At 61.8% G+C, this 23,431-nt stretch carries 24 protein-coding genes; 13 read left to right on the top strand and 11 right to left on the bottom strand.

All coding sequences use genetic code 11. The features are described from left to right. Window positions 1-107: 107 nt before the first annotated feature. Window positions 108-1,007, bottom strand: coding sequence for an alpha/beta hydrolase (locus GGD53_RS26055; RefSeq protein ID WP_184459628.1), 900 nt, complete (start codon window positions 1,005-1,007; stop codon window positions 108-110). A gap of 218 nt (window positions 1,008-1,225) precedes the next feature. Here GGD53_RS26055 and parE point away from each other — a divergent pair, with 218 nt between their 5' ends. The 3 genes from parE (at window position 1,226) to GGD53_RS26040 (ending at window position 5,973) form a co-directional block, all read left to right on the top strand. Beyond that, a complete protein-coding gene (gene parE / locus GGD53_RS26050) occupies window positions 1,226-3,313 on the top strand; it encodes a DNA topoisomerase IV subunit B (protein ID WP_184459627.1) in 2,088 nt (695 codons plus the stop codon). A 199-nt stretch (window positions 3,314-3,512) separates the two neighbouring features. Further along, on the top strand, window positions 3,513-4,652 hold the full coding sequence (locus tag GGD53_RS26045) for an esterase-like activity of phytase family protein (RefSeq protein ID WP_184459626.1): 1,140 nt from the start codon (window positions 3,513-3,515) through the stop codon (window positions 4,650-4,652). Between the two features lie 115 nt (window positions 4,653-4,767). Beyond that, window positions 4,768-5,973 carry an AI-2E family transporter gene (locus GGD53_RS26040; RefSeq protein ID WP_184459625.1) on the top strand — a complete coding sequence of 402 codons (1,206 nt, stop codon included), beginning with the start codon at window positions 4,768-4,770 and terminating at the stop codon, window positions 5,971-5,973. A gap of 16 nt (window positions 5,974-5,989) precedes the next feature. Here GGD53_RS26040 and GGD53_RS26035 read toward each other — a convergent pair whose 3' ends face one another. Continuing rightward, entirely contained in the window at window positions 5,990-6,448 is a 459-nt protein-coding gene (locus GGD53_RS26035; protein ID WP_184459624.1) for a GNAT family N-acetyltransferase, read from the bottom strand. 129 nt (window positions 6,449-6,577) lie between these two features. On the opposite strand from GGD53_RS26035, the gene GGD53_RS26030 reads away from it, so the two are divergent. Continuing rightward, a complete protein-coding gene (locus GGD53_RS26030) occupies window positions 6,578-6,997 on the top strand; it encodes a hypothetical protein (protein ID WP_184459623.1) in 420 nt (139 codons plus the stop codon). Here GGD53_RS26030 and GGD53_RS26025 read toward each other — a convergent pair. From GGD53_RS26025 to GGD53_RS26015, 3 genes are all read right to left on the bottom strand, one after another. Beyond that, window positions 6,994-8,139 carry a DUF2336 domain-containing protein gene (locus GGD53_RS26025; RefSeq protein ID WP_184459622.1) on the bottom strand — a complete coding sequence of 382 codons (1,146 nt, stop codon included), beginning with the start codon at window positions 8,137-8,139 and terminating at the stop codon, window positions 6,994-6,996. The genes GGD53_RS26030 and GGD53_RS26025 overlap by 4 nt on opposite strands. 101 nt (window positions 8,140-8,240) lie before the next feature. Continuing rightward, a complete protein-coding gene (locus GGD53_RS26020) occupies window positions 8,241-8,858 on the bottom strand; it encodes a flavin reductase family protein (RefSeq protein WP_184459621.1) in 618 nt (205 codons plus the stop codon). Continuing rightward, on the bottom strand, window positions 8,858-9,442 hold the full coding sequence (locus GGD53_RS26015; protein ID WP_184459620.1) for a nitroreductase family protein: 585 nt from the start codon (window positions 9,440-9,442) through the stop codon (window positions 8,858-8,860). Before GGD53_RS26015 ends, GGD53_RS26020 begins: the two co-directional genes overlap by 1 nt. A 113-nt stretch (window positions 9,443-9,555) precedes the next feature. Between GGD53_RS26015 and GGD53_RS26010 the strand changes: the two genes are divergently transcribed. Beyond that, window positions 9,556-10,662, top strand: a complete 1,107-nt coding sequence (locus tag GGD53_RS26010) for a hypothetical protein (RefSeq protein WP_184459619.1) — start codon at window positions 9,556-9,558, stop codon at window positions 10,660-10,662. Between the two features lie 235 nt (window positions 10,663-10,897). Here the strand turns inward: GGD53_RS26010 and thrS are convergent, their stop codons facing one another. The 4 genes from thrS to GGD53_RS25990 form a co-directional block, all read right to left on the bottom strand. Next, on the bottom strand, window positions 10,898-12,904 hold the full coding sequence (gene thrS / locus GGD53_RS26005; protein ID WP_184459618.1) for a threonine--tRNA ligase: 2,007 nt from the start codon (window positions 12,902-12,904) through the stop codon (window positions 10,898-10,900). A gap of 122 nt (window positions 12,905-13,026) precedes the next feature. Beyond that, the gene (locus tag GGD53_RS26000) at window positions 13,027-13,554 is read right to left on the bottom strand and encodes a DUF1697 domain-containing protein (RefSeq protein WP_184459617.1); all 528 of its coding nucleotides are present in this window, start codon (window positions 13,552-13,554) and stop codon (window positions 13,027-13,029) included. Between the two features lie 118 nt (window positions 13,555-13,672). Next, window positions 13,673-14,077, bottom strand: a complete 405-nt coding sequence (yidD, locus tag GGD53_RS25995) for a membrane protein insertion efficiency factor YidD (RefSeq protein ID WP_184459616.1) — start codon at window positions 14,075-14,077, stop codon at window positions 13,673-13,675. 5 nt (window positions 14,078-14,082) lie between these two features. Next, a complete protein-coding gene (locus tag GGD53_RS25990) occupies window positions 14,083-14,529 on the bottom strand; it encodes an iron-sulfur cluster assembly scaffold protein (RefSeq protein WP_088393840.1) in 447 nt (148 codons plus the stop codon). Window positions 14,530-14,839: 310 nt separating this feature from the next. Here GGD53_RS25990 and folE point away from each other — a divergent pair, with 310 nt between their 5' ends. The 3 genes from folE (at window position 14,840) to GGD53_RS25975 (ending at window position 17,011) form a co-directional block, all read left to right on the top strand. After that, window positions 14,840-15,454 (top strand): GTP cyclohydrolase I FolE, encoded by a 615-nt coding sequence (gene folE / locus GGD53_RS25985; protein WP_184459615.1) that lies wholly within the window; start codon window positions 14,840-14,842, stop codon window positions 15,452-15,454. Between the two features lie 25 nt (window positions 15,455-15,479). Further along, window positions 15,480-15,932 carry a phosphoribosyl-AMP cyclohydrolase gene (gene hisI, locus GGD53_RS25980; protein WP_085778238.1) on the top strand — a complete coding sequence of 151 codons (453 nt, stop codon included), beginning with the start codon at window positions 15,480-15,482 and terminating at the stop codon, window positions 15,930-15,932. Window positions 15,933-16,048: 116 nt separating this feature from the next. After that, entirely contained in the window at window positions 16,049-17,011 is a 963-nt protein-coding gene (locus tag GGD53_RS25975) for a patatin-like phospholipase family protein (RefSeq protein WP_184459614.1), read from the top strand. A 47-nt stretch (window positions 17,012-17,058) separates the two neighbouring features. Here GGD53_RS25975 and GGD53_RS25970 read toward each other — a convergent pair whose 3' ends face one another. Both GGD53_RS25970 and GGD53_RS25965 read right to left on the bottom strand, forming a co-directional pair. After that, complete coding sequence (locus GGD53_RS25970; protein WP_184459613.1) at window positions 17,059-17,493, bottom strand: CBS domain-containing protein; 435 nt, start codon at window positions 17,491-17,493, stop codon at window positions 17,059-17,061. A 95-nt stretch (window positions 17,494-17,588) separates the two neighbouring features. Then, on the bottom strand, window positions 17,589-18,377 hold the full coding sequence (locus tag GGD53_RS25965; RefSeq protein WP_184459612.1) for a rhomboid family intramembrane serine protease: 789 nt from the start codon (window positions 18,375-18,377) through the stop codon (window positions 17,589-17,591). A 260-nt stretch (window positions 18,378-18,637) separates the two neighbouring features. Here GGD53_RS25965 and GGD53_RS25960 point away from each other — a divergent pair, with 260 nt between their 5' ends. From GGD53_RS25960 to GGD53_RS25940, 5 genes are all read left to right on the top strand, one after another. Beyond that, window positions 18,638-19,282, top strand: a complete 645-nt coding sequence (locus GGD53_RS25960; protein ID WP_184459611.1) for a PAS domain-containing protein — start codon at window positions 18,638-18,640, stop codon at window positions 19,280-19,282. Window positions 19,283-19,406: 124 nt separating this feature from the next. Further along, window positions 19,407-20,018, top strand: a complete 612-nt coding sequence (locus tag GGD53_RS25955) for a PilZ domain-containing protein (RefSeq protein WP_085778243.1) — start codon at window positions 19,407-19,409, stop codon at window positions 20,016-20,018. Window positions 20,019-20,394: 376 nt separating this feature from the next. Beyond that, complete coding sequence (gene pip / locus GGD53_RS25950; RefSeq protein WP_184459610.1) at window positions 20,395-21,366, top strand: prolyl aminopeptidase; 972 nt, start codon at window positions 20,395-20,397, stop codon at window positions 21,364-21,366. 352 nt (window positions 21,367-21,718) lie between these two features. Then, window positions 21,719-22,324 (top strand): transglutaminase-like cysteine peptidase, encoded by a 606-nt coding sequence (locus GGD53_RS25945; protein ID WP_184459609.1) that lies wholly within the window; start codon window positions 21,719-21,721, stop codon window positions 22,322-22,324. Between the two features lie 220 nt (window positions 22,325-22,544). Continuing rightward, window positions 22,545-23,330 carry a hypothetical protein gene (locus tag GGD53_RS25940; RefSeq protein WP_184459608.1) on the top strand — a complete coding sequence of 262 codons (786 nt, stop codon included), beginning with the start codon at window positions 22,545-22,547 and terminating at the stop codon, window positions 23,328-23,330. Window positions 23,331-23,431: the final 101 nt, after the last annotated feature.

Genomic DNA, 23,431 nt, shown 5'->3' with positions numbered 1-23,431 from the left:
ATATCCCTGGCCGCATTATCAAAAGCTTGCGGCAAAGAAAAGCATCATGCCCCTGACGTAACGGGAATCTCTGCGATCTCGGGCATATTTCTGCCGGAAAACGCCCGTTAAGCCGCAAGAATCCAGTTCAAGACCCTGCGCCAGTCGATCATTCGGATCGGCGTTCCGTGATTGCCGGTCTGAAACAGCGTGAAGTGCGTCGGATATTTTGCCTTGCGCAGGCTCTCGAACAGCGCCTGCTGGTCGGCGGCGGCGTAGACCGGATCGCGGCTGCCATGCGCGAACCAGAGCGGCAGCTTCGCCTTGTAGAAGGCGCTTCTGGTGAAATCCGGATCGGTGACGCCGCTCATGATCAACATGCCCTTCAACCGCTTGACGCTGGCCTCGTCACGCGCGATGCCCCAGCAGACCTGACTGCCCATGGAGGCGCAGGACAGGATCACCGGCCGGCCGGGCGATTGCGCGCTGGCATAGTGTATGAGGCCTTCGATCGCGGCAACGCCGTTGCTGTCGAAGCTCCTGACCGTCGGCGAATAATAGACGCCGCCATTGCCGGCGACGAGATTCTTCAGCCGGTTGAAATTGCCGCCGAAGCTGTAATCATTGGCCCCGAGCCGGCGGTCGCCATCGCGGCCGTGGATGAAAATCACCGTGATGGCGGCATTCGCGGCCGGTCCCACCCTGGTGACATCGAGCCTGATGCCGTCGAGAGAGAGGGTTTCATCCGCCTGAGCCTTGCGGATGGCGAGAGACACATATTTCTGCTGCGCCCGCTTCTCGGGGATCTGGTCGCGGCCGTTGATATCGCGCATCTCGTCATAATCGATGACCTCGGAGGCGCCGCCGTCGCTGGTCTGCAGCACAGACTGCTTCGAGAACAGGTCGTCCTTGAAAGGCGGCAGAGTGTCGGCCGCCCGCGCCGGTCCGCCGGCGGAAAGAACGGCTGCGGATAGGAAAAAGGCCGCAATTGCTGATATAACCGTGTAATCACTTGTGGACATTCGCATGCGGATGGTTTCCTGAAGCCTGCCGCCGCTTGCCATTCCGCGCCCGGCAACGCAAATCATGTGTCAAAGCCCGCCAATCCGGCGGTGTCGCGTATCGCGGTGCTTTCTGGCAGAATCTGCCTGATTCGCAAACGTGACATGAAATGCGGTGATTTTGGGTCGGCGGCGGATGCAAGCCCAAGCCAGACCCAAGACAGGACGAAGATCTGAACGGCTCCATGGACGACAGCAACGACCTTTTTTCCGGACTGCCCCTCTCCGAAAAACGCGAGGAGGCGCAGAAACCTGCCGCGCCGAGCGAACGTCCGCCGGCGGCCGCCCCCTTGACCGCCGTGCCGTCGGCGCCGGCGCGCCCGGCACCTGTGGCCTCGAACGCGGATGACTATGGCGCCTCATCGATCCGGGTCCTGGAAGGCCTCGAACCGGTGCGCATGCGCCCGGGCATGTATATTGGCGGCACCGACGAAAAGGCGCTGCATCACCTCTTCGCCGAAGTCATCGACAACGCCATGGACGAGGCGGTTGCCGGACACGCCAATTTCATCGAAGTGCATCTCGATCTGCAGGGTTATCTGACCGTCACTGACAACGGCCGCGGCATCCCGGTCGAGAACCATCCGCAGGTGCCGGGCAAGTCGACGCTCGAAGTCATCATGACCAAGCTGCATGCCGGCGGCAAATTCGACGGCAAGGCCTACGAGACATCGGGCGGCCTGCACGGCGTCGGCGTCTCGGTGGTCAACGCCCTCTCCGACTTCCTCGAAGTCGAGGTGGCACGAAACCGCAAGCTTTACCGCCAGCACTTTTCCCGCGGCCTGCCGCAAGGTGGGCTCGAAGAACTGGGCGACGTCCACAATCGCCGCGGCACCCGCGTGCGCTTCCATCCCGACCCCCAGATCTTTGGGGACCACATGAAGTTCGAGGCCGCCCGCGTCTTTCGCATGGCGCGCTCGAAGGCCTACCTCTTCGGCGGCGTCGAGATCCGCTGGAGCTGCGAGCCTGGCGTACTGCCCGAAGGCTCCGAGGTGCCTGACAAGGCCACCTTCCACTTCCCCGGCGGCCTCAAGGACTATCTCCAGGCGACGATGGGCAAGGAATTCACCGTCACCCGCGAAATCTTCGCCGGCAAGACGGAGAAGGCCAGCGGCCACGGTTCGATGGAATGGGCGATCACCTGGTATGGCGGCGATCCGCAGGTGCATTCCTATTGCAACACCATCCCGACCCCCGAAGGCGGCACGCATGAGGCCGGCCTTCGCATCGCGCTGACCAAGGGCCTGAAGGCCTATGCCGATCTGACCCAGAACAAGCGCGCTGCCCAGATCACCACCGACGACGTGATGATCTCGGCCGTCGGCATGCTGTCGGTCTTCATCCGCGAGCCGGAATTCGTCGGCCAGACCAAGGACAAGCTTGCGACGGTCGAGGCCCAGCGCATCGTCGAGAACGCACTGCGCGACCCCTTCGACCACTATCTTGCCGACAACCCGAACGAAGCGGCCAAGCTGCTCGACTGGGTGATCGAGCGCGCCGAGGAGCGGCTGCGCCGCCGTAAGGAGAAGGAAGTCAACCGCAAGACGGCGGTGCGCAAGCTGCGCCTGCCCGGCAAGCTTGCCGACTGCTCGCAGAACACCGCCGAAGGCGCCGAACTCTTCATCGTCGAGGGCGATTCGGCAGGTGGCTCAGCCAAGCAGGCGCGCAACCGCGCCAACCAGGCGATCCTTCCGCTGCGCGGCAAGATCCTGAACGTGGCCAGCGCCGGCCGCGAGAAGTTCGGCGCCAACCAGCAGCTCGCCGATCTCATTCAGGCGCTCGGCTGCGGCACGCGCTCGAAATACCGGCAGGAAGATCTGCGCTACGAGCGCATCATCGTCATGACCGATGCCGATGTCGACGGCGCTCACATTGCCTCGCTGCTCATCACCTTCTTCTATCAGGAAATGCCGGAATTGGTGCGTGGCGGTCATCTCTTCCTCGCCGTGCCGCCGCTCTACAAGATCACCCAAGGAGCGAAATCCGCCTATGCGCGCGACGACAATCATCGCGCCGAGCTGATGCAGACGGAATTCAAGGGCAAGGCCAAGGTGGAGATCAGCCGCTTCAAAGGCCTCGGCGAAATGATGCCCGCCCAGCTCAAGGAAACCACCATGGACCCGGCCAAGCGCACCCTGCTCCGGGTGCTGATCGACGAGGTGGATTTCGAAGGCACCCGCAGCGCCGTCGACGATCTGATGGGCACCAAGCCCGAGGCCCGCTTCCGCTTCATCCAGGAGCGTGCGGCCTTCGCTGAAAACCTTGATATTTAAATACATCTCAGGCGCGCCGAACGATCTGACAGATACGCCCGGCGCGCCGCATTTTAGCATCTGCGATTTCACGGAACTGACGAAGAACCGTAACAACTCGGTCAAATAACCGGTGCATGAAGCGGACGGCGCGCGACCTCCCCCGGGGAGAAGCGCCTGCGCCGGTTCGAGCCGTTTTCAACCCTTGCCGGATTTTGCCATGACCAAGCGTTTTGCCGCGACTGCCGCTTTCGTTCTCCTGTCCAGCACCGTCACCGTCAGCGCCACCGATATCGGCGCCACTTTCATGAGCGCCTGCCCCTTCGGCGATTGCGCCGCCGGCATTTCGCTCTCCTATCTCGGCGAATTCGTCATCCCCACGGGGCAGATCGAAAACGGCGTCGAGTTCGGCGGCATCTCAGGCCTCGATTTCGATGCCGCCACCGGCCACTATATCGCCATCAGCGACGACCGTTCGGACAAGGCGCCGGCCCGCTTCTATGAACTCGACATCGACGTCGATGCATCGCGCCTCAAGGGCGTTTCCGTCGACAAGCATGTGACGCCGAAAGACAAGACCGGTGAGCTCTTCGCCGCCAAGACCGTCGACCCGGAATCGATCCGCCTCGGCAAGGACGGCATCTACTGGGGCAGCGAAGGCGATGCCAAGGTGCTGCTGCCGCCCTTCATCCGCGTCACGACGCCGGACGGTTCATTCGCGCGCGAGTTCAAACTGCCGGAGGGCTCTGCTCCGGCCATCGACAAGTCGACCGGCATCCGCGACAACCTCGCTTTCGAAGATCTCGCCGTCGCGCCCTCGGGCGACGTTTTCGTCGGCGTCGAAGCCGCCCTCTACCAGGATGGGCCGAAACCGTTGCTGACGACGGGCAGCCTGTCGCGCATCATTCGTTATGACGGCGCAACCGGCGAGCCGAAGGCTGAGTATGTCTATCCCGTCTCGCCGATCCCGCAGGCCGCCACCAAGGCCGACGGCGGCAACGACAACGGCATGTCGGAAATGATCGCCCTTGACGATCACCGCCTGCTCGCCGTCGAGCGCAGCTACGCCGAAGGCTTCGGCAATAACGTCAAGATCACGATGATGGATCTCGCCGACGCGACCGACATATCCGCCATCCCGTCACTCGCCAAGAACGACCCGCCTGTCGTCCCCGCCGGCAAGAGCCAGATCCTCGATCTCAGAGCAATTGGCCTCGTTCCCGACAATATCGAGGCGATGTCGCTCGGCAAGGCCAAGGACGGGACCGACGTCCTCATCCTCGGCTTCGACAATAATTTCTCGACCAATCAGAAGACGCAATTCTACGCCTTCAAGGTTCTCAGCCGCCCGCGGCAGTAAGACGCCGTGTCCGACGGCCGAACAGTGATGCTTTATATCAGCTTTCACGGCGCGGACCTTGAAACCGCCGGGTTCATGGCCCATAACCAGAGTACAAGAATAAGAAGAGGCGCGCGTGGGTGTGTTCGACCGTCAGAAAAGCAATCATGAGCCGCGATGGCTGGGGCCGTCGGCGCCGACGCGCACGCCGCTGATTCCCTCCATTTCGGCGGCGCGCTGGCTGCTGGTGCTGGTCGCCGCCGCCGGGGTCTATTTCTTCTACGGTTTCCTCGTGCCGGTGCTGGCGGCGCTGGTCATCGGCTTTGCCAGCTGGCCGCTCTATCGCAAGCTGCTTGCCCGCGTCGGCGGCAATACGACGGTCGCCGCGACCATCGCCATCCTGATGATCCTTACCTTCCTGGTCATCCCGATCGGGCTCGCGGTCACCTATACGACGGGCGAAGTGCGCACCTGGCTCGCCTGGGCGATCCACGCCAACCGCGCCGGCGCCTCGACACCGGATTGGATCGTTGCCTTGCCGTTTGCCGGCCCCTATCTCGATGATCTCTGGACCAAATATGTCGGCAGTCCCGGCGCTCTCGGCGAACTCATCCAGGCGATCAGCGGCGCCCACATCGGCAACATCTATCGCGCCGTGCTGGCAGCCGGCGGCGGCGCTTTCCATCTTCTCCTGACGCTGCTCTTCATGCTGATCGCCCTGTTCTTCGTCTATCGCGACGGCTTCTCCTTCTCGAAGCAGATCGACATGCTGGGCGAGCGGATCCTGCCGAACCGCTGGGAGCGCATTTCCCGCGTCGTCCCGGCAACGATCAGCTCCACCGTCATGGGCATGACGCTGATTGCCATCGGCGAAGGCATCGTGCTCGGTGTGGCTTATTGGATCGCCGGCGTGCCGTCGCCGGTAACGCTCGGCGTGCTCACGGGGGTGATGGCTCTGATACCGGGCGGTGCGCCGCTCTCCTTCACGCTGGTTTCCATCTATCTCCTGGCGAGCGGCTCGCATGTCGCCGGCGTCGGCCTTTTCGTCTGGGGCACTGTCGAGCTCTTCATCGTCGACAAGACGCTGCGGCCGAAGCTCGTCGGCGGCCCGATCAAGCTGCCCTTCCTGCCGACCTTTTTCGGCCTTGTCGGCGGCGTCAAGACGATGGGTTTTCTCGGCCTCTTCATCGGCCCGGTGCTGATGGCGCTGATCGTCGCCATCTGGCGCGAATGGATCCATGAGGCCCGCAACGCCGAGAGCAGCGAGCGGGTGCCGCAGATCGTCATCGACGAACAGGCCCCGCCGCCGTCCAAGCCGATCCCGCGCGTCGCCGAAGGCTGAACTGCCTTGGTGAAGCCTATCCCAGCCGCTTTTCCATGAACAAGCTGAGCGGATCCGGCAGATAGGTGCCGAAAGCCTCGATCTCCCGATACCCGTATTTGCGGTAGAGAGCGATCGCCTCCGGCTGATAGATACCGGTCTCGAGCCGGATCGCCGTCAGCCGCTTTTCCCTCGCGATCGCCTCCAGCGCATTCATCAGCCCGCTCGCGATCCTCAATCCCCTCGCCTGTGGGTCAACGAACATGCGCTTGATCTCCGCCGTTCCGTCGCCGGCCTCGACCAGCGCGCAGCATCCGACGATCGCCCCCTCATTGCGGGCGACGAAGAAGCTTACCGAAGGTTTCTCCAGCAAGGAGAGGTCGACCATGTGGTTGCTCTCCGCGGGATAAAGCGACGCTGCATAGGCGTCGGAAAGATCGAGAAGGCGGATGATGGCGTCCTGGCGCGGCGGCTCCTGGGCGATAGTGACGGACATGATGGTTTCCAATGTTTGCGGGAGGCGCAAATTTTTGCTGACATGACGAAGAGTTAATGCCTTCGCCTTGTTTCGGTTGGAATTGCGCCGTCTAAGGCGATCTCAGTTCAATAGCCAAGGAGGCAGAATATGCAAGCGGTGCTCATCGCAATGACCATTCTCGGTTGCGACGATTCCGTCAGCCAATGCAGCTATGTCGCAACGGTCGACAAACGCTGGGAAACCGTTGCCGCTTGCGATGCCGAAGCCGAACGCCGGCTCAAGGCCTATGCCAATGTCAGCTATCCCTCGGTGATCGCCGTGTGCGAGGCGCCGAAAGCGCTGGCCGCCGCCGAACCGCCGAAACCGGCGCCCTTGCCTGTCGCCGCGGCCGACACCACTCCTGCGGCATCCGAAGAACCAAGAGGCCTCGCCGGCTTTGCTGAAAACATCGCAGGCCAGGTCCGCGCCCATCTGCCATCCGGCCGAGACGTCAAGGAGACGCTTTCCAAGCCCGTGCATTTCGTATCCGCCAGCTATTCCTGGGTAGTGACCCGGCTGAACGACTAGGCCGCCGCAAGCGCCGCATAGACACGGGCCGATTGGCGCTGCTCGGCGACATGAAGCTTTTCCACCATGTCGAGCAGTTCTCCGGCCGCGCCGTGTGCGCCATGGTGATGGCGGAATTTTTCGAGAAGACGGCCGCCGACAGTGCCCAGCATGCTGCCTGGCGCCTTTCGCGCGGCCTCGCGCCACAGAAGCGTCGCCTCGACGAAGATTACGCTGATATCCCTCGGCAGGCCGGCGGATTCGTAGAGCGCGCGCACGGCGTGCATGCGCCCGGTTGCCAGGATCGAGCGCACCCTGCGCTCACTGCACGCTGTCAGATCCACGATTGCAGCAGCGAAGAAATCCAGCTTGCCGGCGCAGAGCGCATGCATCAGCAAGGACGGCGTCAGCCGGCCGTTGAGGCGCAGATGCTCGACGAGATCCGGTACCTCCCGCGGCGCGATATCACCGGCGATCGAAACGATGGCTGCCTCGGTCGCCTCGCGGCTGATGCGCTGGAGCCGCTGCAGGCCGATCGCCGCCTGCGCCAGCGGCAGGCCGACCAGCGCATTGCTGACATGCTGGGCGAGCAGCTGGCGGGCATCGGCCGGAAGATCGCTGCGGTCGAGCAGCAGGTTGCGGACATCGTAGCAATCGCCAAGCCGCTCAGCGATGCGTTTCAACGACTGGCCGGAGATGGCCGCGCCGTCGTTTTCGAGCAGGCAGAGCACTTCGTCTTCATCGCCGACCTCCGCGAGTGCAGCCGAGACCGGACGGGTGACATGGGCTCTGGCCGCGATCAGCATGCGGGTGGCGCCGTTGCCGCGTGCGGCGAGATCGACAAGATCGGCGTCGCTGAGAAGCGGCGAACAGGTGACGGCGTGGCAGGCAACCTCGGGCTGGTCCGCGGCAAGCGAAAGGATCAGGCTGCGCGGCGCATCAGGCGACCAGGCGATCGCCTCGGCCAGCGCAAGCCGCACACGCGGCGACGGGTCATCAAGAAGAACGGTCATCGCCATCTCGGCTGCCGCCCGCTCCTCGCCGCTCATCTCGGATTGCAGATAGGCTCGACCGAGTGCGTTCGCGGCCCGGGCCCGATCACCGGTCTTGGCCGTTTCGATCCAACGAAGGAAAGCTTCTACGATCACGCGACGCCCCAGCACTTGAACGCGATTCCTTCGCGTTTCATTCAATGCTGCGACCGTAGCGACAAAAGGTTTAAGATTGGTTCACCATATTTCTTAAGGCTTTGTATGCCTTGCGCTCAGGCTTCCGCCTTTGGTATCTGCGGCCGGAACATCTCGAAAACATCGCTGCCTTCGCTGTAATCCATGTAGCCCATGCGCGCGACAGGCCGCGCGATCGACATGTCGAGCCGGCCGTCCCTGACGATCGACTCGTCGATATGGATGCCGACCACCTCGCCGAAGACGAGGACGTTTTCGGACGGCACACCCGATAACGTCTTCGGCTCGAAGATTTCGGTGACCCTGCATTCGAGCACGGCGTAAGCCTCGACGACATAGGGGACGTCGATCAGTTCGGACTGTTTCGGCGTCAGCCTGGCGAAATCGAATTCGCTGTTGCCGTAAGGCAGCGCCGCCGAGGAGAGGTTCATCTTTTCGGCGAGATCGCGGCTGACGAAATTGCAGGTGAAGGCGCCGGTTTCCGCCGCATTGCGCTGGCTGTCCTTGCGTCCGGCGGAAGAAAACATCACCAGCTTCGGCCGGTCGGCGACGGCGTTGAAGAAGGAATAGGGCGCAAGATTGATCGAACCGTCCCTGCCCTTGCTGCCGATCCAACCGATCGGCCGCGGCGAAACGATCGCCTTGAAGGGATCATGCGCGAGGCCGTGCCGGTTGCTGTCCGTCGTGTAGAACATCAGTCCGCTCCGCCGACCCAGGTCACCGTATCGGCAAGCTCCGGCCGCGGCCGCTCGATCGCCGGGAATGTCGTCGAGCCGATATGGATGAAACCCGCCACCTTTTCCCCGGGCTCGACGCCGAGCAGCGGATAGGCGCGTTCGTCATAGGCGAACCATTCCGTCAGCCAGTTGGCGACATAGCCGCTGGCATTGGCGGCAAGAATGACATTGAAGCAAAGCGCGCCCGCCGACATCAGCTGCTCCCACTCCGGGATCTTGATATGCGGCCCCGCCTTGCTGACCACGGCGACGACGACCGGCGCGCGGGTGAAGCGGGTGCGCTCGACCTGGATCATTTCTTCGGAAAGGTCCGGCTTTGCCTCGAGCGCCAGTTTGAGAAGCTCCTTGCCGAGGCGCGCACGCTCATCTCCGCGATAGACGATGAAGCGCCAGGGAGCGATCTTGCCGTGGTCGGGAACACGCGAAGCAAGCCGCAGGATCTCTTCGATCTCGGCCTTTTCGGGGCCGGGTTCGCACATCTGGAAAGCGGGGATGGAACGGCGCACGGCGAGGTAATCGATCAACTTGATATCGGATTTCATGCGGGAGAAACTTTCATTTTTATGCTGCTGCAAAGCGTGGGTCTTGAATTTGCCATCGCGTTGGTCTTGAAGTGGCCTTTGCGATTTCAGAAGTCAATCGGTTCACGAAACAGATGTTTGGCATTTCGCCTCTTGCACGCACCGGCCTCGCCATTGCCCTGATGGTATTGATGCCTGTCGTCGGCGCCGGTGCGCAGGATGCCTTCAAGGATTTCAAACAGCTCGACTCGACGTCGAAGATGCCGAAGCTCAACGCCTTCATCGCGCCCGGCACCGCACCTGAGGGCGCCAAGCTGCGCGACGTCGCGATGGAAGCCAAGCTGACGGCCGACGGTACGCCCGTCGAGGATGGCCTTTCCTGGTATGTCTTCAGCCCGATCGCCGGAGCCGACGGCAAGCTGCCGCTGATCGCCAGCGCCAAGGGCGGACCCGCCGCCTTCCAGCTCGCTCCGGGTGATTATTTCGTCAATGTCTCCTTCGGCCGCGCCGGCGTCACCAAGAAGCTGACCGTGCCCGCTGACGGCGAGGTCGACAAGCAGGTGATGGTCCTTGATGCCGGCGGCCTGCTGCTCAACGCTGTCTCCGGCACCGATGCCCGCATCCGCCCCGACCAGTTGAGTTTCTCGATCTATTCCTCGGAAGTGCGCGACGATGGCGAGCGCGGTCTCGTCTTGGCCGATGTCTCGCCGAACACCGTCGTGCGCCTCAACGCCGGCACCTATCACATCGTTTCCGAATATGGCAGCGTCAACGCCGTCATCCGCGCCGACATCCAGGTCGAGGCCGGCAAGCTCACAGAGGCAACGATCCAGCACCGCGCCGCCCAGATGACCTTCAAGCTGGTCTCCGAAGCCGGCGGCGAGGCGATCGCCGACACGGCCTGGTCGATCCTGACGGCCGCCGGCGACAGTGTCGGCGAAAGCGTCAGCGCCTTTCCGACCATGGTTCTTGCCGAGGGCGAATATTCGGCCATCGCCCGCAACAAGGACAAGATCTATCAGCGCGATTTTACAGTGGTTGCCGGCCGGAATACCGATGTCGAGGTTCTGATGAAGGACCAGCAGCCGCAGCAGCCCGAGAGCCCGGCTGCCCGCACGGTGCAGCAGACGCCGGCCGGCACGCCGCCGCCCCCAGGTGTCCAGGCGGCTCCGGAGGAGCCTCTGCCCTCCTACGAACAGCTCGTGCCGCAGGGCGGCGGCGACGGCGCCAGCCTGGATTGATTCTGCCGGGGCACGCGTCTCCGGCGTCCCAGCAGTCAAGCCGATCGGTCGTCTGATCAGACGGGCAAAGGACGCTATGACATTTTGAATCTACGCATCGGCGATCCGCTGGGCGCGGATTTCATTCATTGGCAGGAAGATTTCGAAGTGCAGGCGGGAGGGGTATGAGCGGCTGCCCGTCGCGAAAGACATTTTCGACAGCGCCGAAGTCGGCGCTGTCGTATTCCCCCTATTTTCAGGCCGCCTTGGCTTTCTTTGCGTCGGCCTTGCGACGGATGTCGGGCGGCGTCGCCTCGAGGGTGAGGCTCTCGACGGCGGCGTCAAGCTCCATCGAAACCTGGTCCTGACTGCCGAGGCGGCGGATGTTGACCGTGCGCTCCTCGGCTTCCTTCCTGCCGCAGACGATGATGACAGGAACTTTGGTGACGGAATGCTCGCGGATCTTGTAGTTGATCTTCTCGTTGCGGAAGTCGGTTTCGACGTTGAGACCGGCCTCGCGCAGCGCCTCGGCCACTTCAAGCCCGTAGGCATCAGCCTCCGAGGTGATCGTTGCGACTACCACCTGTAGCGGCGATACCCAGAGCGGCATATGGCCGGCGAAGTTCTCGATCAGGATGCCGAGGAAGCGCTCCATCGAGCCGCAGATGGCGCGATGGATCATCACCGGCTGCGTCTTCTCGGAGTTGCTGTCGATGTAGAAGGCGCCGAAGCGTTCCGGCAGGTTGAAGTCCACCTGCGTCGTGCCGCACTGCCATTCGCGGCCGATCGCATCCTTCAGCGTATATTCGAACTTCGGACCGTAGAAGGCGCCCTCGCCCGGCAGGATGCCGGTCTTGATGCGGCCTTCGGACTGAGCCTCGATCGTCTTCAGCACCTCGGTCATGACGGCTTCGGCGCGATCCCAGAGAGCGTCGGAACCGACGCGCTTTTCCGGACGGGTGGAAAGCTTGACGACGATTTCCTTAAAGCCGAAGTCTTCATAGACCGACAGGATCAGGTCGTTGATCTTCAGGCATTCGGCCGCCATCTGCTCGTCCGTGCAGAAGATATGCGCATCGTCCTGCGTAAAGCCGCGGACGCGCATCAGGCCATGCAGCGCGCCCGAAGGCTCGTAGCGATGCACCAGCCCGAATTCCGCCAAACGGATCGGCAGCTCGCGATAGGACTTCAGGCCATGCTTGAAGATCTGCACATGCCCGGGGCAGTTCATCGGCTTCAGCGCGAAGACGCGATTATCCGCTTCCTTGTCGTCGGGATGCGTCATCGCATGCGCCGATTTTACGCCGAACATGTTTTCCTGATACCAGCCCCAGTGACCCGAGGTTTCCCAGAGCGAGGTGTCGAGCACCTGCGGTGCGTTGACTTCTTCATAATCGATGGCAAGCCGGCGGCGCATATAGGCGACGAGCGTCTGGAAGATGCGCCAGCCCTTGCCATGCCAGAAGACAACGCCCGGCCCCTCCTCCTGGAAATGGAACAGGTCCATTTCGCGGCCGAGCTTGCGATGATCGCGCTTTTCGGCTTCCGCCAGCATATGCAGGTAATTATCGAGATCGGCCTGGTCAGCCCATGCCGTGCCGTAGATACGCGATAGCATGGCATTGTTGCTGTCGCCGCGCCAATAGGCGCCGGCAACCTTCATCAGTTTGAAGGCCGTGCCGACCTGGCCGGTGGAGGCCATATGCGGGCCGCGGCAAAGGTCGAACCATTCGCCCTGATTGTAGATCTTCAGATCCTGTCCTTCGGGAATCGCATCGACGAGCTCGACCTTGTACTGTTCGCCCTTGGCGGCGAAGACTTCCTTGGCCTTTTCGCGCGACCAGATCTGCTTGGTGAACGGCGCGTTGCGGGCGATGATTTCCTTCATCTTCTTTTCGATCTTCGGCAGATCGTCGGGCGTGAAAGGTTCGTTCTTGGCGAAATCGTAATAGAAGCCGTTCTCGATGACGGGACCGATCGTCACCTGCGTGCCGGGCCAGAGCTCTTGCACGGCTTCGGCCATCACGTGCGCAGCGTCATGGCGGATGAGTTCCAGCGCGCGCGGGTCCTTGCGGGTAATGATCTCGATCTTGCCGTCGGTCACGGCATCCGAAAGATCCTGCACGGCGCCATCGAGCGCAATGGCGACGGCGCTCTTGGCGAGCGATTTGGAAATGGATTCAGCGACATCCCGGCCGGTTGCGCCAGCTGGGAAGCTGCGCACGGAACCATCGGGAAATGTCAGGGAAACGGATTGGGACATCGAAATTCTCCTTGTCCAGTCCCGCCAACGAATGCGGGTGGTTGAAATGGAAGCGCCTCCCTTTGTTGGATGCGCTGCCGCCTGATACTCAGATTTCGCCCGGGAGTAAAGAAGCAGCCGGCTCACATGATCATCTGAGCAAGACCGCAAACGGTGTTCCAGTTGCGCATGGTTCCGACGCCGAGCCGCTGGGTCGTCAGCGCTGAAAGCAGTTTCGATTGACTCGGTTTGCCCGCGAAATCGATCCAGAGATCGCCGCCGACGACGGCGATGCGTTGCCCTTCCGCCATCAGCGGTTTCAGCGCCTCCACTTTCTCAGGATCGATCGGCAGGCGCATCACCCGGACGATTACCTGATCTCCGCTGCCGTCCCGGAAGGGATTGGTGCCGCAGAGCGCCATCCAGGTGCAGTCGCTGCGCACGATGATATCGACATGTTTGCCGAACTTCTCTTCGAAACCCTCTTCCAGCGCGACCTCGAGTTCATGCGGACGTATTTGGTCGGCTTCGAAAACGAGATTGCCTGTTGAAACCAGTGTGCGCGGCTCGCGATAGCCGAGCTCTCTGGCAAGCGCGCGCAGGTCTTCCATGATCACCCGGCGGTCGGGCGAGAGCACGATGCTGTGCAGGAGGGCGACAAACATGCTCATAGCAACTCGCTCTCCTCCTCCTCGCGATCGTAGTCACCGAACAGTGACCGCGCCTCACGCATCGTCGCTGCCCTGACCTCCGAAACACAATGATGTTCGCCGGGCATCGTCACTGCGTTCACGCTCTCTTGCGTCCAAGCGCGAGATAGCGCCATGGGGTCCACCAGCGAAAATCGTTGCCGAGCGTCTCTGGCACCTGGTCGAGGCCGCTGCTGCCGCCCGGACCGCAGCGGCCGACGCGAAACAGCGTCATCCAACCGCCGGCCCATAATCCGTGACGGGCGATCGACTCGTAACCATATTCCGAGCAGGTCGGGATATGGCGGCAGGAGTTGCCGACAAAGCCGGAAAGCGTCAGCTGATAGAGACGGATAAGCCCCATGCCGAGCAGGCGGTCCGGCGTCTTGCGGAACGCTCCGGTGTAATTGCGGGAGTAGCGTGCCGATTTTTCGATCGGCCGTCTCGATGCGGCCGCACCGCCATCGTCCTCATCGTCAGCCTGCCGGACGCAGAACTCGCACATTTCGGTTACGCCTCGACAACTTCCGCCCGTTTGGCCTCGATCTGCCCGATCGCGTCGACGACCGCATCGAAGGTCAGCATCGTCGAAGCATGGCGGGCCTTGTAGTCCCGCACGGGCAGGAGATAGCGCATGTCTTCGAACCGTCCGCCGGGCCCTGCCCCGTCCGCCTTCAACATAGCGAGCATGTCCAGGCGCGCCTGCCGCAATTCGCCCGATGTCGCGCCGACGACATGGCGGGCCATGATCGAGGACGAGGCCTGGCCGAGCGCGCAGGCCTTTACGTCATGGGAAAAACCGGTCACGACATCGCCATCCATCTTCAGCCAGATCCGCACCTTGGAGCCGCAAAGCCTAGAGTGCGCCTGGGCGGTCGCATCGGCATCATCAAGTGTCCCGGTCAATGGAATATTGCCGGCGAATTCGAGGATTTTGCTGTTGTAGATGTCGTCCATGCTGGATTTCCGCTCCAAAATCGCTGCGGATCGGCCTAAATCGGGCTGTCATTGTCGTTGAAACAAAAAACACACCGTGTCATCTGAGGATACTTACATATAATGGCCGTCTTCCTATATGTATGTCGTTCCAAGGCCATGAAAATGCAATGGCCTTGTGTAAGTTTGATTGGGAAACCGTGCCGGATGGGCGCTTGAATTAGCCCTGAAAGCCCCGGAGCCTGCCAAAGGTGCATGAATTCCCGCATGGGACTGACCAGTGGCGATTCCGACAGATGGGTCCGCGATGCGGGCCAGGAGACCATTGATCATGGACGCCATCGTAAAGAACTTTCCGCAGCCGAACCGTGACTCGGAGCGCCCCTCCCAGCAGGAGGCTGAGGAAGCCGTTCGCGTTCTGTTGCGCTGGGCCGGTGACGATCCGACGCGCGAAGGCCTCATCGAGACGCCGGCCCGTGTCGCCAAAGCTTACCGCGAGCTTTTCGCCGGCTACGACATGGCGCCGGAAGATGTGCTTGGCCGAACCTTCGAGGAAGTCGCCGGTTACGACGACATGGTCCTCGTCAAGGACATTCCGTTCTACTCGCATTGCGAACACCATATGGTGCCGATCATCGGCAAGGCCCATGTCGCCTACATGCCTGATGGCCGCGTGCTCGGCCTGTCGAAGATTGCCCGTGTAGTCGAGATCTATGGCCGGCGCCTGCAGACCCAGGAAACGATGACGGCCCAGATTGCCCGGGCCATCGACGATACGCTCAATCCGCGCGGTGTTGCCGTACTGATCGAGGCCGAACATATGTGCATGGCGATGCGTGGCGTTCAGAAGCAGGGTTCGACCACCTTGACCACGACGTTTACCGGAACGTTCAAGACCGAACCGGCCGATCAGGCCCGTTTCATGAGCATGGTGCGGAGCCGCTGATACCGGCTCCCTCAGGAGGGCCGCAATGAGTCAACTGATCTTCAATCAACCATCCGAGGACAAGTCGGCGTTGGAAGACGCCGGCGATTTCACGCCGCGTTTCGACGACCGCGGCCTGATCACCGCGATCGTCACCGACGCCGGCGATGGCGAACTGCTGATGGTGGCGCATATGAATGCCCAGGCCCTGGCGCTGACCATCCAGACGGGCACGGCCCATTATTTCAGTCGGTCGCGTGGCAAGATCTGGAAAAAGGGCGAGACCTCGGGCAATCTTCAGACGGTGAAGGAAATTCGCACCGATTGCGATCAGGATGCCATCTGGCTGAAGGTCGAGGTCGCCGGCCATGACGCCACCTGTCACACCGGCCGCCGTTCCTGCTTCTATCGGACGGTGACGCTGCGCGACGGAAAGCCGATGCTCGACATCGTCGACGACGAACGTCATTTCGATCCGCAGGATGTCTACGGAAAATAGACTGAACTATACTGGTATTTGCCCCTTATTGTGCCAGAAACCGCTTCTATATACCATTTGGCAACCGATCGGGGACACTATCAAGACATACGTGTTCTGCTGGAGGGGAGAGCGCAATGCTGAACTGGAGTCTACACCGTCAAAGCGCTGAAGGCGAAGGTTCCGGTTCCGGCATGTCGACGATACTCGAGACAATTCCCTCGCCCGCGCCTGTCAACAGAGTCAAGATCGCGCTCGCGCTTGGCGGCGGCGCGGCCCGCGGCTGGGCCCATATCGGCGTACTGCGCGCACTCGACGAGGCCGGTATCGAGATCGGCATGATTGCCGGCACATCGATCGGCGCGCTGGTCGGCGGCTGCTATCTCGCCGGCAAGCTCGATGAACTCGAAACCTTCGCGCGCTCGCTGACCATGCGCCGCATCGCCAGTCTGCTGGATCTGACGATCGGCGGCAGCGGGCTGTTCGGCGGCATGCGGCTGACCAAGCGCATGCAGGAGCATCTCGAGGGCCTGAACGTCGAGGATCTGGACCGGCCATTCGTCGCAGTCGCGGCCGAGGTCAATACCGGCCACGAGGTCTGGATTGCCAATGGTTCGCTGATCACGGCGCTGCGCGCCTCCTATGCCCTGCCCGGCATCTTCGAGCCGGTCCGCAGCAATCACCGCACGCTGGTCGACGGCGCGCTGGTCAACCCGGTTCCCGTCTCCGTCTGCCGTGCCTATGAGCAGCCGCTGGTCGTCGCCGTCAATCTCAATTACGATCTCTACGGCCGCTCGGCCGTGGTCCGGCACAATGCCAGCCTCTCGCAGCAGGAAATGCAGAAACAGGAAGAGGCGCCTTATGCTCGCCTCGGCATGACCGGCGTGATGGTGCAGGCTTTCAACATCATCCAGGACAGGATTGCCCGCGCCCGCCTTGCCGGCGATCCGCCCGACATTTCGCTGCAGCCGCGCCTCAGCTATATCGGCCTCTCGGAATTCCATCGGGCCGGCGAGGCGATCGAACGCGGCTACGAGGAAGCGAGAGCCAGGCTTCCCGAGATCAAGCGCATGCAGGAAGTCTACGCCAGCCCTCCGTGAAGCGCCCCGAAAGGGGCGACAGCACGTTTGAACAAACAGCCGGACCCTCAGCCGGCGATATAGGCCTTGATCTCCTCGGCTTCGCGCTCGACTTCCGCGATCCGGGATTTCACCACGTCGCCGATCGAGATGATGCCGGCAAGCTTGCCGTTGCTTTCCACCGGCACGTGGCGGAAGCGGCGGCTGGTCATCAGTTCCATCAACTCGTTGACGGTCGTCTCCTCGTGGCAGCGGTAGACCTTTGAAGTCATGAGCTGAGAGAGCGGCTGATCGAGGCCATCCTTGCCGTGCTTGGCGATGGCATGCACCAGATCGCGCTCGGTGAACATGCCCGAAATCCGGTTCTCCATGCCGACGACGACGATGGCGCCGATCTTCTTCTTGCTCAGAATGGCGGCCGCCTCGGCGACGGTGGTGTTCGGCCCGGCGGTGATGACGTCCCTGCCCTTCAGGTCGAGGATTGCTTTGACTGAACTGGTCATTCGAACCTCCTATGTCGAGCCTGTGACATGTGTCACAGGCAACCGCGGCGGTTTCTCCCCCCAATCGCGGATCGTTCGATGGTGCACCGCCCGGCTCAGGATTGCAACATATCCTTCTCCGCTCCCGCCGGTTCTGCGGGCGGCCGTGGCGCCCGGTCGAACAGCGAAAACAAAAGGAAGCCGAACACGAAGCCGCCGATATGCGCGTCCCAGGCGATCTCCTGGTCGCTGTCGCCGACGAGCGGAATGCCGGCGGCAATCAAGGCGTTGCCGACCAGCCAGAGAAGCATGAAGATGACGACGGTCCGGCTCTTCAGGGCGTCGATGATCGAAAGCCGGGCGTTGAGATGCGCCACCGGCATCGGTCGCCGATCGGCCGGAAAGGCGAATCGGCAGGCGGCCCCCATCAGCCCGGAAATGACGCCCGAGGCGCCGATCAGCAGCGATACGTCTCCCCAGTTGAGGATCGCGTGCAGGGCGGCGGAAGCGACGGCGGACAAGATCCAGAAGAACAGGAACCGCAACGTCCCGATGCGGCGCACGACCGGCGCGCCGAAGGCCATCAGCCAGAAGGCGTTGAAGACGATATGCTGGGTGCTGCCGTGCAGCAGCGAATAGGTAACGGGCGTCCAGAACAGCTCCAGCCCCTGCTGCGACAACGGAATCACGTAGCGAGCGGGGACGAAACCGAAGGTAAACAGCAGCCAGCCCACCGCATCGTCCGAGAGAACGAGCGCCTGCACCGCATAGATAAGGATGAGCAGGCAAAGGCTGAAGAGCAGCGCCGGCGGAAGGTTGAAGACCGGTACGCGCGGGGGCCGCGCCGGCGGCCGGGCCTCGGAGGGTTCCGGCGCCTTGTCTGGCTCGCCCGTCTGCTCGTTCATTTTTATCGCCTCGTTGAGGCCTCAGCCATACAGGAGCGCCTGTCAAAAAAAAAGCCGCCCGTAGTGCCGGGCGGCGTAACCCGAATTCCTGGAAAGACCCAGGATCGGCAGATCGTGCTGAACTCCGAAAGTCGAAGCGATGACTGGACATTGCCACGATAGACGTCGCGCCTCAACCGAAACCCTTTCTTAACCTTAACGGCCTGGATCTGGCATGAAATCCGCAAGGTAGAAGCTGTACGGGCAATGACTGCCCGAAAATGCTCCGGAATGGGACAGGTTGGTGTGAAATGCGTGTGCAAACGACCATCGAAATTTTTGACTATTGGAACCGTATCCGCGGCGCTGCCGATGCGCCGCTGAAATCACAGGTCGAACCCTCTGCCGTTCCCCATCTTCTGCAAAGTCTCTTCATCCTCGAGACGCGCGACGGCGGAGACATCGTTTTCCGGCTCGCCGGCACCCGCATCTGCGATTTCTTCGGACGCGACCTGCGCGGTGAACGTTTTTCGTCCCTTTGGGCGCATGGCCAGCACGCGGACATCGAACGCACGGCGATGGGCGTTATGGACCATGCCATGCCGGCCCTGTTCAACACCACCGGCTACAGCACCGTCGGTCATCAGGCCTCCTTCGAGATCATCATGATGCCGCTGCGCTCGTCGGACGGCGCCTGCGACCGGCTGCTCGGCGCGATCGCACCGACGGCGCCTGCGAGCTGGCTGGAGATCGTGCCGCTGGAATTCCTGGCGCTCGACCGCAGCCGTCTGCTGCCCGAAAAATTCAGCAAGGCCATGCCGGCCGAACTGCGCTCGATCAACGAAGTCGTCGCGGCAAAAGGCATCGGGTTCGGCCAGGCCATGCGCCGCATGGTGTCACAGCTGTTGAGTGCCGAGGCGCGTTAAGCGTCTTGTTTCAGGACAAGGCGCGCACTCGTTTTCGGCTATGTCACAACAAGGCGAAACAACCTTCTGTTAATGGATTGGAGGTAAGGATTAATCTCTCCAGTTTTTATGAAGAAGCCCTTTGATGCACTCGTTCCAGCCAGCTCAGACGCAACGACCTGCGCCGCGCCCTGAACAAGGCGTTTTCCAGCGCGTGCCGATCAATATGCAGGGCCGGCTGATGCTTGCGAATTACGAGGAGTTCGAATGCATGGTGATCGACATGTCGCCCGGCGATATGTACGTCACCTGCTCCGGCCGGCCGCGCGCCAACGAACGCGTCGTCGCCTATATCGACCATCTCGGGCGCGTCGAAGGTTACGTTCAGACGCTCGACGGCCGCGGCTTCACCATGTCGATCAATGCCACGGAGCGCAAGCGCGAGAAGCTCGCTGCCCAGCTCACCTGGCTTGCCAACAAGCACGAGCTCGGCCTGCCGGAAGATCGCCGCCACGACCGTCTGACGCCGCGTGATACGAAGACCGAACTCACGCTCGAGGATGGCACGCGCTATACCTGCCGCATCATGGACCTGTCGCTGTCGGGCGCCGCCATCGACGTCGAAATGCGTCCCTCGATCGGAACGGCCGTGCGCCTCGGCAACATGCGCGGCCGTGTCGTGCGTCATTTCGTCGAAGGCGTGGCGATCGAATTCCTATCGATCCAGTCCCGCGAAACGCTGCGGGAATTCCTTTAAAAGTTTCGTGCGAAACCTCCTGCCCTTCCCAACCTCTGCAGCGGTGCATTCTCGACGGACTTCCACCGACGACGCTTTCGAGGTCCGGCGGGCTCCCGGTCTGGTCGCGTTGAAGACGCCTGCGCCTCGCGTCAACAGACCTGCAAGCGGCAACAAATCCGGCTTTGGAACGCACGCTTGGGGTGCTGCCGCAAGTGGTTCCACCGATTAACCGCTGATATTATGGGTGGAACAAGTTGCGACAAGGATCGTCGCCAAGCAGGTTGCCTAAAATCGTGCAGTGATTTTGCGTCCGGAGCGTCACGCGCCACCCGTCTTCCCTTTGTCAGCGATGTAATGGATAAGGGGCCGCCCCGACCGAAAGTGAACCGAACCGATGGCAGCTCTCTACCCGGAAATCGAACCCTATGATCACGGCCTGCTCGATACGGGCGACGGCAACCTGATCTATTGGGAAGCCTGCGGCAACCCGATGGGGCGGCCGGCACTCGTGCTGCACGGCGGGCCGGGCTCGGGCTGTTCAACCGCGGCGCGCCGGCAGTTCGATCCGGACGCCTATCGAATCATCCTCTTCGACCAGCGCAATTGCGGCCGGAGCCTGCCGAGTGCCGCAGATCCCGAAACCGATCTCTCCCTCAATACGACCTGGCATCTCGTGGCCGATATCGAGAGTCTGCGGCTCTTTCTCGGCATCGACAGATGGCTGCTTTTCGGTAACTCCTGGGGCTCGACGCTGGCGCTCGCCTATGCCGAAACGCATCCGCAGCATGTCACAGCGATGGTCATATCGGGCGTGACCACCACGCGGCGATCGGAAATCGACTGGCTTTGCCGCGGCATGGCGCCGCTTTTTCCGGAAGAGTGGCACCGTTTCCGTCAGGGAATACAATCCGGCGCGCCAGAACTGGATGAGGACATGGCCAGCGCCTATCACCGCCTCCTCAACGCTCCGGATCCTGAAACGCGCCTCAAGGCGGCGCGTGACTGGCATGATTGGGAATCAGCCTCGATCCTGCTCGCCGGGGAAGGACTGCCGCGCTGCTGGGCCGATCCGGCTTATCTGCTGACGCGCGCCCGTATCATCACCCACTACTTCGTCAACGGCGCCTGGCTGGAGGATGGCGTGCTCTTGAAGAACGCCGCGCGGCTTGCCGGCATTCCCGGCATCCTGCTGCAGGGACGGTTCGACATCGAGGCACCGCTCGTCACCGCCTGGGAACTGGCCCGCGCTTGGCCGCAAAGCGAGCTCGTGATCCTTCCGCGCGCTTCCCATTCCACCGCAAACCCCGATATGAGCGCGGCAATCGTCGCCGCCAGCGATCGATTTCGCGATTCTTGTCAAAAATAATTTTAATGTCGGCCCCCGGAATCCGAGCGATATTCTGCTTTCGGCCCGTTCCAACCGGCAGATTCCACCGGCATCGCCACTGCAAGCATCCCGCCGCAGCGCCGCCGGCACTTATCCGGCTCAGCGAAAACTCTTAACGACGCGACGGCGGCGCAGGCTTTCCATTGGCGAAGTCCTTGTCGCGTGCACTACAATTTTAATCGATTTCGACACAAATACGCACCGAATTTTATTCGCATTCGAGCCAAGTTTTATCGGCATTTTATTCAACTAAGCATTTAATTCTATTGCGTAATTTTGCGTGAGATAAAAACGTCCGTGTCATTGTCGCCTCAACTTAGGGGAGACGGCAATGACAGCTGCGAATATCCTGAAAGGCGGCCTTCTGGCCAGTGCGATCATGATGGCAATGGCGGGCTCGGGACAGGCAACGCCCGCCAGCATGGCCCTCGCCGGCAATGCCAGCCCGCCGATCGGACACTATGAATTCTGCAAGGCCAATCCGACGGAATGCACCTATGCCGGCGGCGATGCCGGGCCGGCCGTCCTCACGGAGGATCGCTGGAAGGAAATTCTCAAGGTCAACTACACGGTCAATTCATCGATCCAGCCGGAGACGGATGAACAGATCTACGGCGTCGAGGAACGCTGGGCCTATCCCACAACCGTCGGCGATTGCGAGGACTATGCCCTGCTGAAGCGCAAGATGCTGATCGAGGACGGCTTCTCGCCATCCGACACGCTGATCACCGTCGTGCTGCAGCCGAACGGCGAAGGCCATGCCGTACTGACGGTCCGCACCGATCACGGCGATTTCATTCTCGACAACATGCGCAACAAGGTGCTGCTGTGGTCGGACACCGAATACACCTATCTGAAGCGCCAGTCCGCCAGCGATCCGGCCCGCTGGTCGAAGCTTCAGGACGGCCGCGCTGTCGCGGTCGGCAGCGTCAGGTAAACCAGCCAGCCGGCAAAGCCGGCACAGGTTTCGGCCCGGTCAGTCCCCGCATCCCGTCCCCGACCGGTGCCCAAGAGCCGTTCCCGCTGTCCCGGGAACGGCTCGCTCCTTTTTGGGACATGCGTCCATCCCGGGACAGCTGCGACCCACAATCTTAGCGAAGTATTAACCCTGCCGGTTCGATCATGGCGATGAGATTCATCATCGGCACCGGCGGCTCATGTTCTTCCTGCGGCGGACCGAAACGCAAAGAACCGCCATGAGCCAAGCCGCCCAAAGCGCACCCGACGAGCAACCGCTTCTTTCGATGAGGTTTCTTCTGCGTACGATGGCGGCGATATCAGTCCTGGCGGTCCTGACCGTCGCCATCAGCATCGCCGGCCGTTGGTTCGGCCGGCACATCTCCCTTGCCGGCAATACCGACAGCACGGCGGAAATCACGCTGACCATCGGCCGCGACACAGTGAGATTCCCCGAAAATACCATCCGCTTCCCGAGCCAGAGGCATGACGGCGCCGCCGAGCGCGTCGATCTCTACCTCGCCTGGCCCTCGATGCAGGGTTACGGCAAGGACAACCATCTGCGATTCGACGATATCGCCCAATCCTCCGGCCTCATCTTCCTGCAGATCGCTCAGAGCACCATGTCGCGCGACATGTCCGGCCGGCTGGAGCCAATCTATTCGCATTTGATCGAAGGAGCAGCCGAGCCTTTCCGGGACGGATTGACACTCCATCGACTTCGCGCCGACGCCGGTTACGGCGGAGAAGTGCTGCTCACGGCAACGGTCAAAGGCGGGCCGGACTATGTCGTGCGCTGCATATTGCCTTCAACTCCGGACAAGGCCGCGAGCGGAGATTGTCAGCGCGACATCAAGGTCGGCAAGGATCTCAGCGTCCTCTACCGCTTCTCCAGCAGCCATCTCGCCGACTGGGAACATATTGATGCCGCGATCCGCATCTTTGTGGAAGCGCGTCTTATGAACCGTTCTGTAACAAGCCCCTAAAATGCTCCCGGACAAGGAGTTAAACGGTTCATCATAAACGGATTGGTAACGCTGAATCGGTAATTTCAAAAGACGAGCTGTACGGCGGGAGTGTGCGGTTC

This window comes from Rhizobium aethiopicum (assembly GCF_014197535.1).
GTDB lineage: Bacteria > Pseudomonadota > Alphaproteobacteria > Rhizobiales > Rhizobiaceae > Rhizobium > Rhizobium aethiopicum_A.
Note: the sequence above shows the minus strand (reverse complement) of the source record. Positions and strands in the feature narration are given on the sequence as shown.

Excerpts from the sequence above, each read along its gene's own strand:
- GGD53_RS26010 (WP_184459619.1), top strand. The coding sequence starts at position 9,556 with ATGTTTGGCATTTCGCCTCTTGCACGCACCGGCCTCGCCATTGCCCTG.
- GGD53_RS26055 (WP_184459628.1), bottom strand. The coding sequence starts at position 1,007 with ATGCGAATGTCCACAAGTGATTACACGGTTATATCAGCAATTGCGGCC.
- yidD (WP_184459616.1), bottom strand. The coding sequence starts at position 14,077 with ATGTGCGAGTTCTGCGTCCGGCAGGCTGACGATGAGGACGATGGCGGT.
- GGD53_RS26035 (WP_184459624.1), bottom strand. The coding sequence starts at position 6,448 with ATGTCCGTCACTATCGCCCAGGAGCCGCCGCGCCAGGACGCCATCATC.
- GGD53_RS25970 (WP_184459613.1), bottom strand. The coding sequence starts at position 17,493 with ATGACCAGTTCAGTCAAAGCAATCCTCGACCTGAAGGGCAGGGACGTC.
- GGD53_RS25960 (WP_184459611.1), top strand. The coding sequence starts at position 18,638 with ATGCTCCGGAATGGGACAGGTTGGTGTGAAATGCGTGTGCAAACGACC.
- GGD53_RS25965 (WP_184459612.1), bottom strand. The coding sequence starts at position 18,377 with ATGAACGAGCAGACGGGCGAGCCAGACAAGGCGCCGGAACCCTCCGAG.
- GGD53_RS26015 (WP_184459620.1), bottom strand. The coding sequence starts at position 9,442 with ATGAAATCCGATATCAAGTTGATCGATTACCTCGCCGTGCGCCGTTCC.
- GGD53_RS26045 (WP_184459626.1), top strand. The coding sequence starts at position 3,513 with ATGACCAAGCGTTTTGCCGCGACTGCCGCTTTCGTTCTCCTGTCCAGC.
- folE (WP_184459615.1), top strand. The coding sequence starts at position 14,840 with ATGGACGCCATCGTAAAGAACTTTCCGCAGCCGAACCGTGACTCGGAG.
- GGD53_RS25955 (WP_085778243.1), top strand. The coding sequence starts at position 19,407 with ATGCACTCGTTCCAGCCAGCTCAGACGCAACGACCTGCGCCGCGCCCT.
- GGD53_RS25990 (WP_088393840.1), bottom strand. The coding sequence starts at position 14,529 with ATGGACGACATCTACAACAGCAAAATCCTCGAATTCGCCGGCAATATT.
- parE (WP_184459627.1), top strand. The coding sequence starts at position 1,226 with ATGGACGACAGCAACGACCTTTTTTCCGGACTGCCCCTCTCCGAAAAA.
- GGD53_RS26000 (WP_184459617.1), bottom strand. The coding sequence starts at position 13,554 with ATGAGCATGTTTGTCGCCCTCCTGCACAGCATCGTGCTCTCGCCCGAC.
- pip (WP_184459610.1), top strand. The coding sequence starts at position 20,395 with ATGGCAGCTCTCTACCCGGAAATCGAACCCTATGATCACGGCCTGCTC.
- GGD53_RS25975 (WP_184459614.1), top strand. The coding sequence starts at position 16,049 with ATGCTGAACTGGAGTCTACACCGTCAAAGCGCTGAAGGCGAAGGTTCC.
- thrS (WP_184459618.1), bottom strand. The coding sequence starts at position 12,904 with ATGTCCCAATCCGTTTCCCTGACATTTCCCGATGGTTCCGTGCGCAGC.
- GGD53_RS25945 (WP_184459609.1), top strand. The coding sequence starts at position 21,719 with ATGACAGCTGCGAATATCCTGAAAGGCGGCCTTCTGGCCAGTGCGATC.
- GGD53_RS26030 (WP_184459623.1), top strand. The coding sequence starts at position 6,578 with ATGCAAGCGGTGCTCATCGCAATGACCATTCTCGGTTGCGACGATTCC.
- GGD53_RS25940 (WP_184459608.1), top strand. The coding sequence starts at position 22,545 with ATGTTCTTCCTGCGGCGGACCGAAACGCAAAGAACCGCCATGAGCCAA.
- GGD53_RS26020 (WP_184459621.1), bottom strand. The coding sequence starts at position 8,858 with ATGTTCTACACGACGGACAGCAACCGGCACGGCCTCGCGCATGATCCC.
- hisI (WP_085778238.1), top strand. The coding sequence starts at position 15,480 with ATGAGTCAACTGATCTTCAATCAACCATCCGAGGACAAGTCGGCGTTG.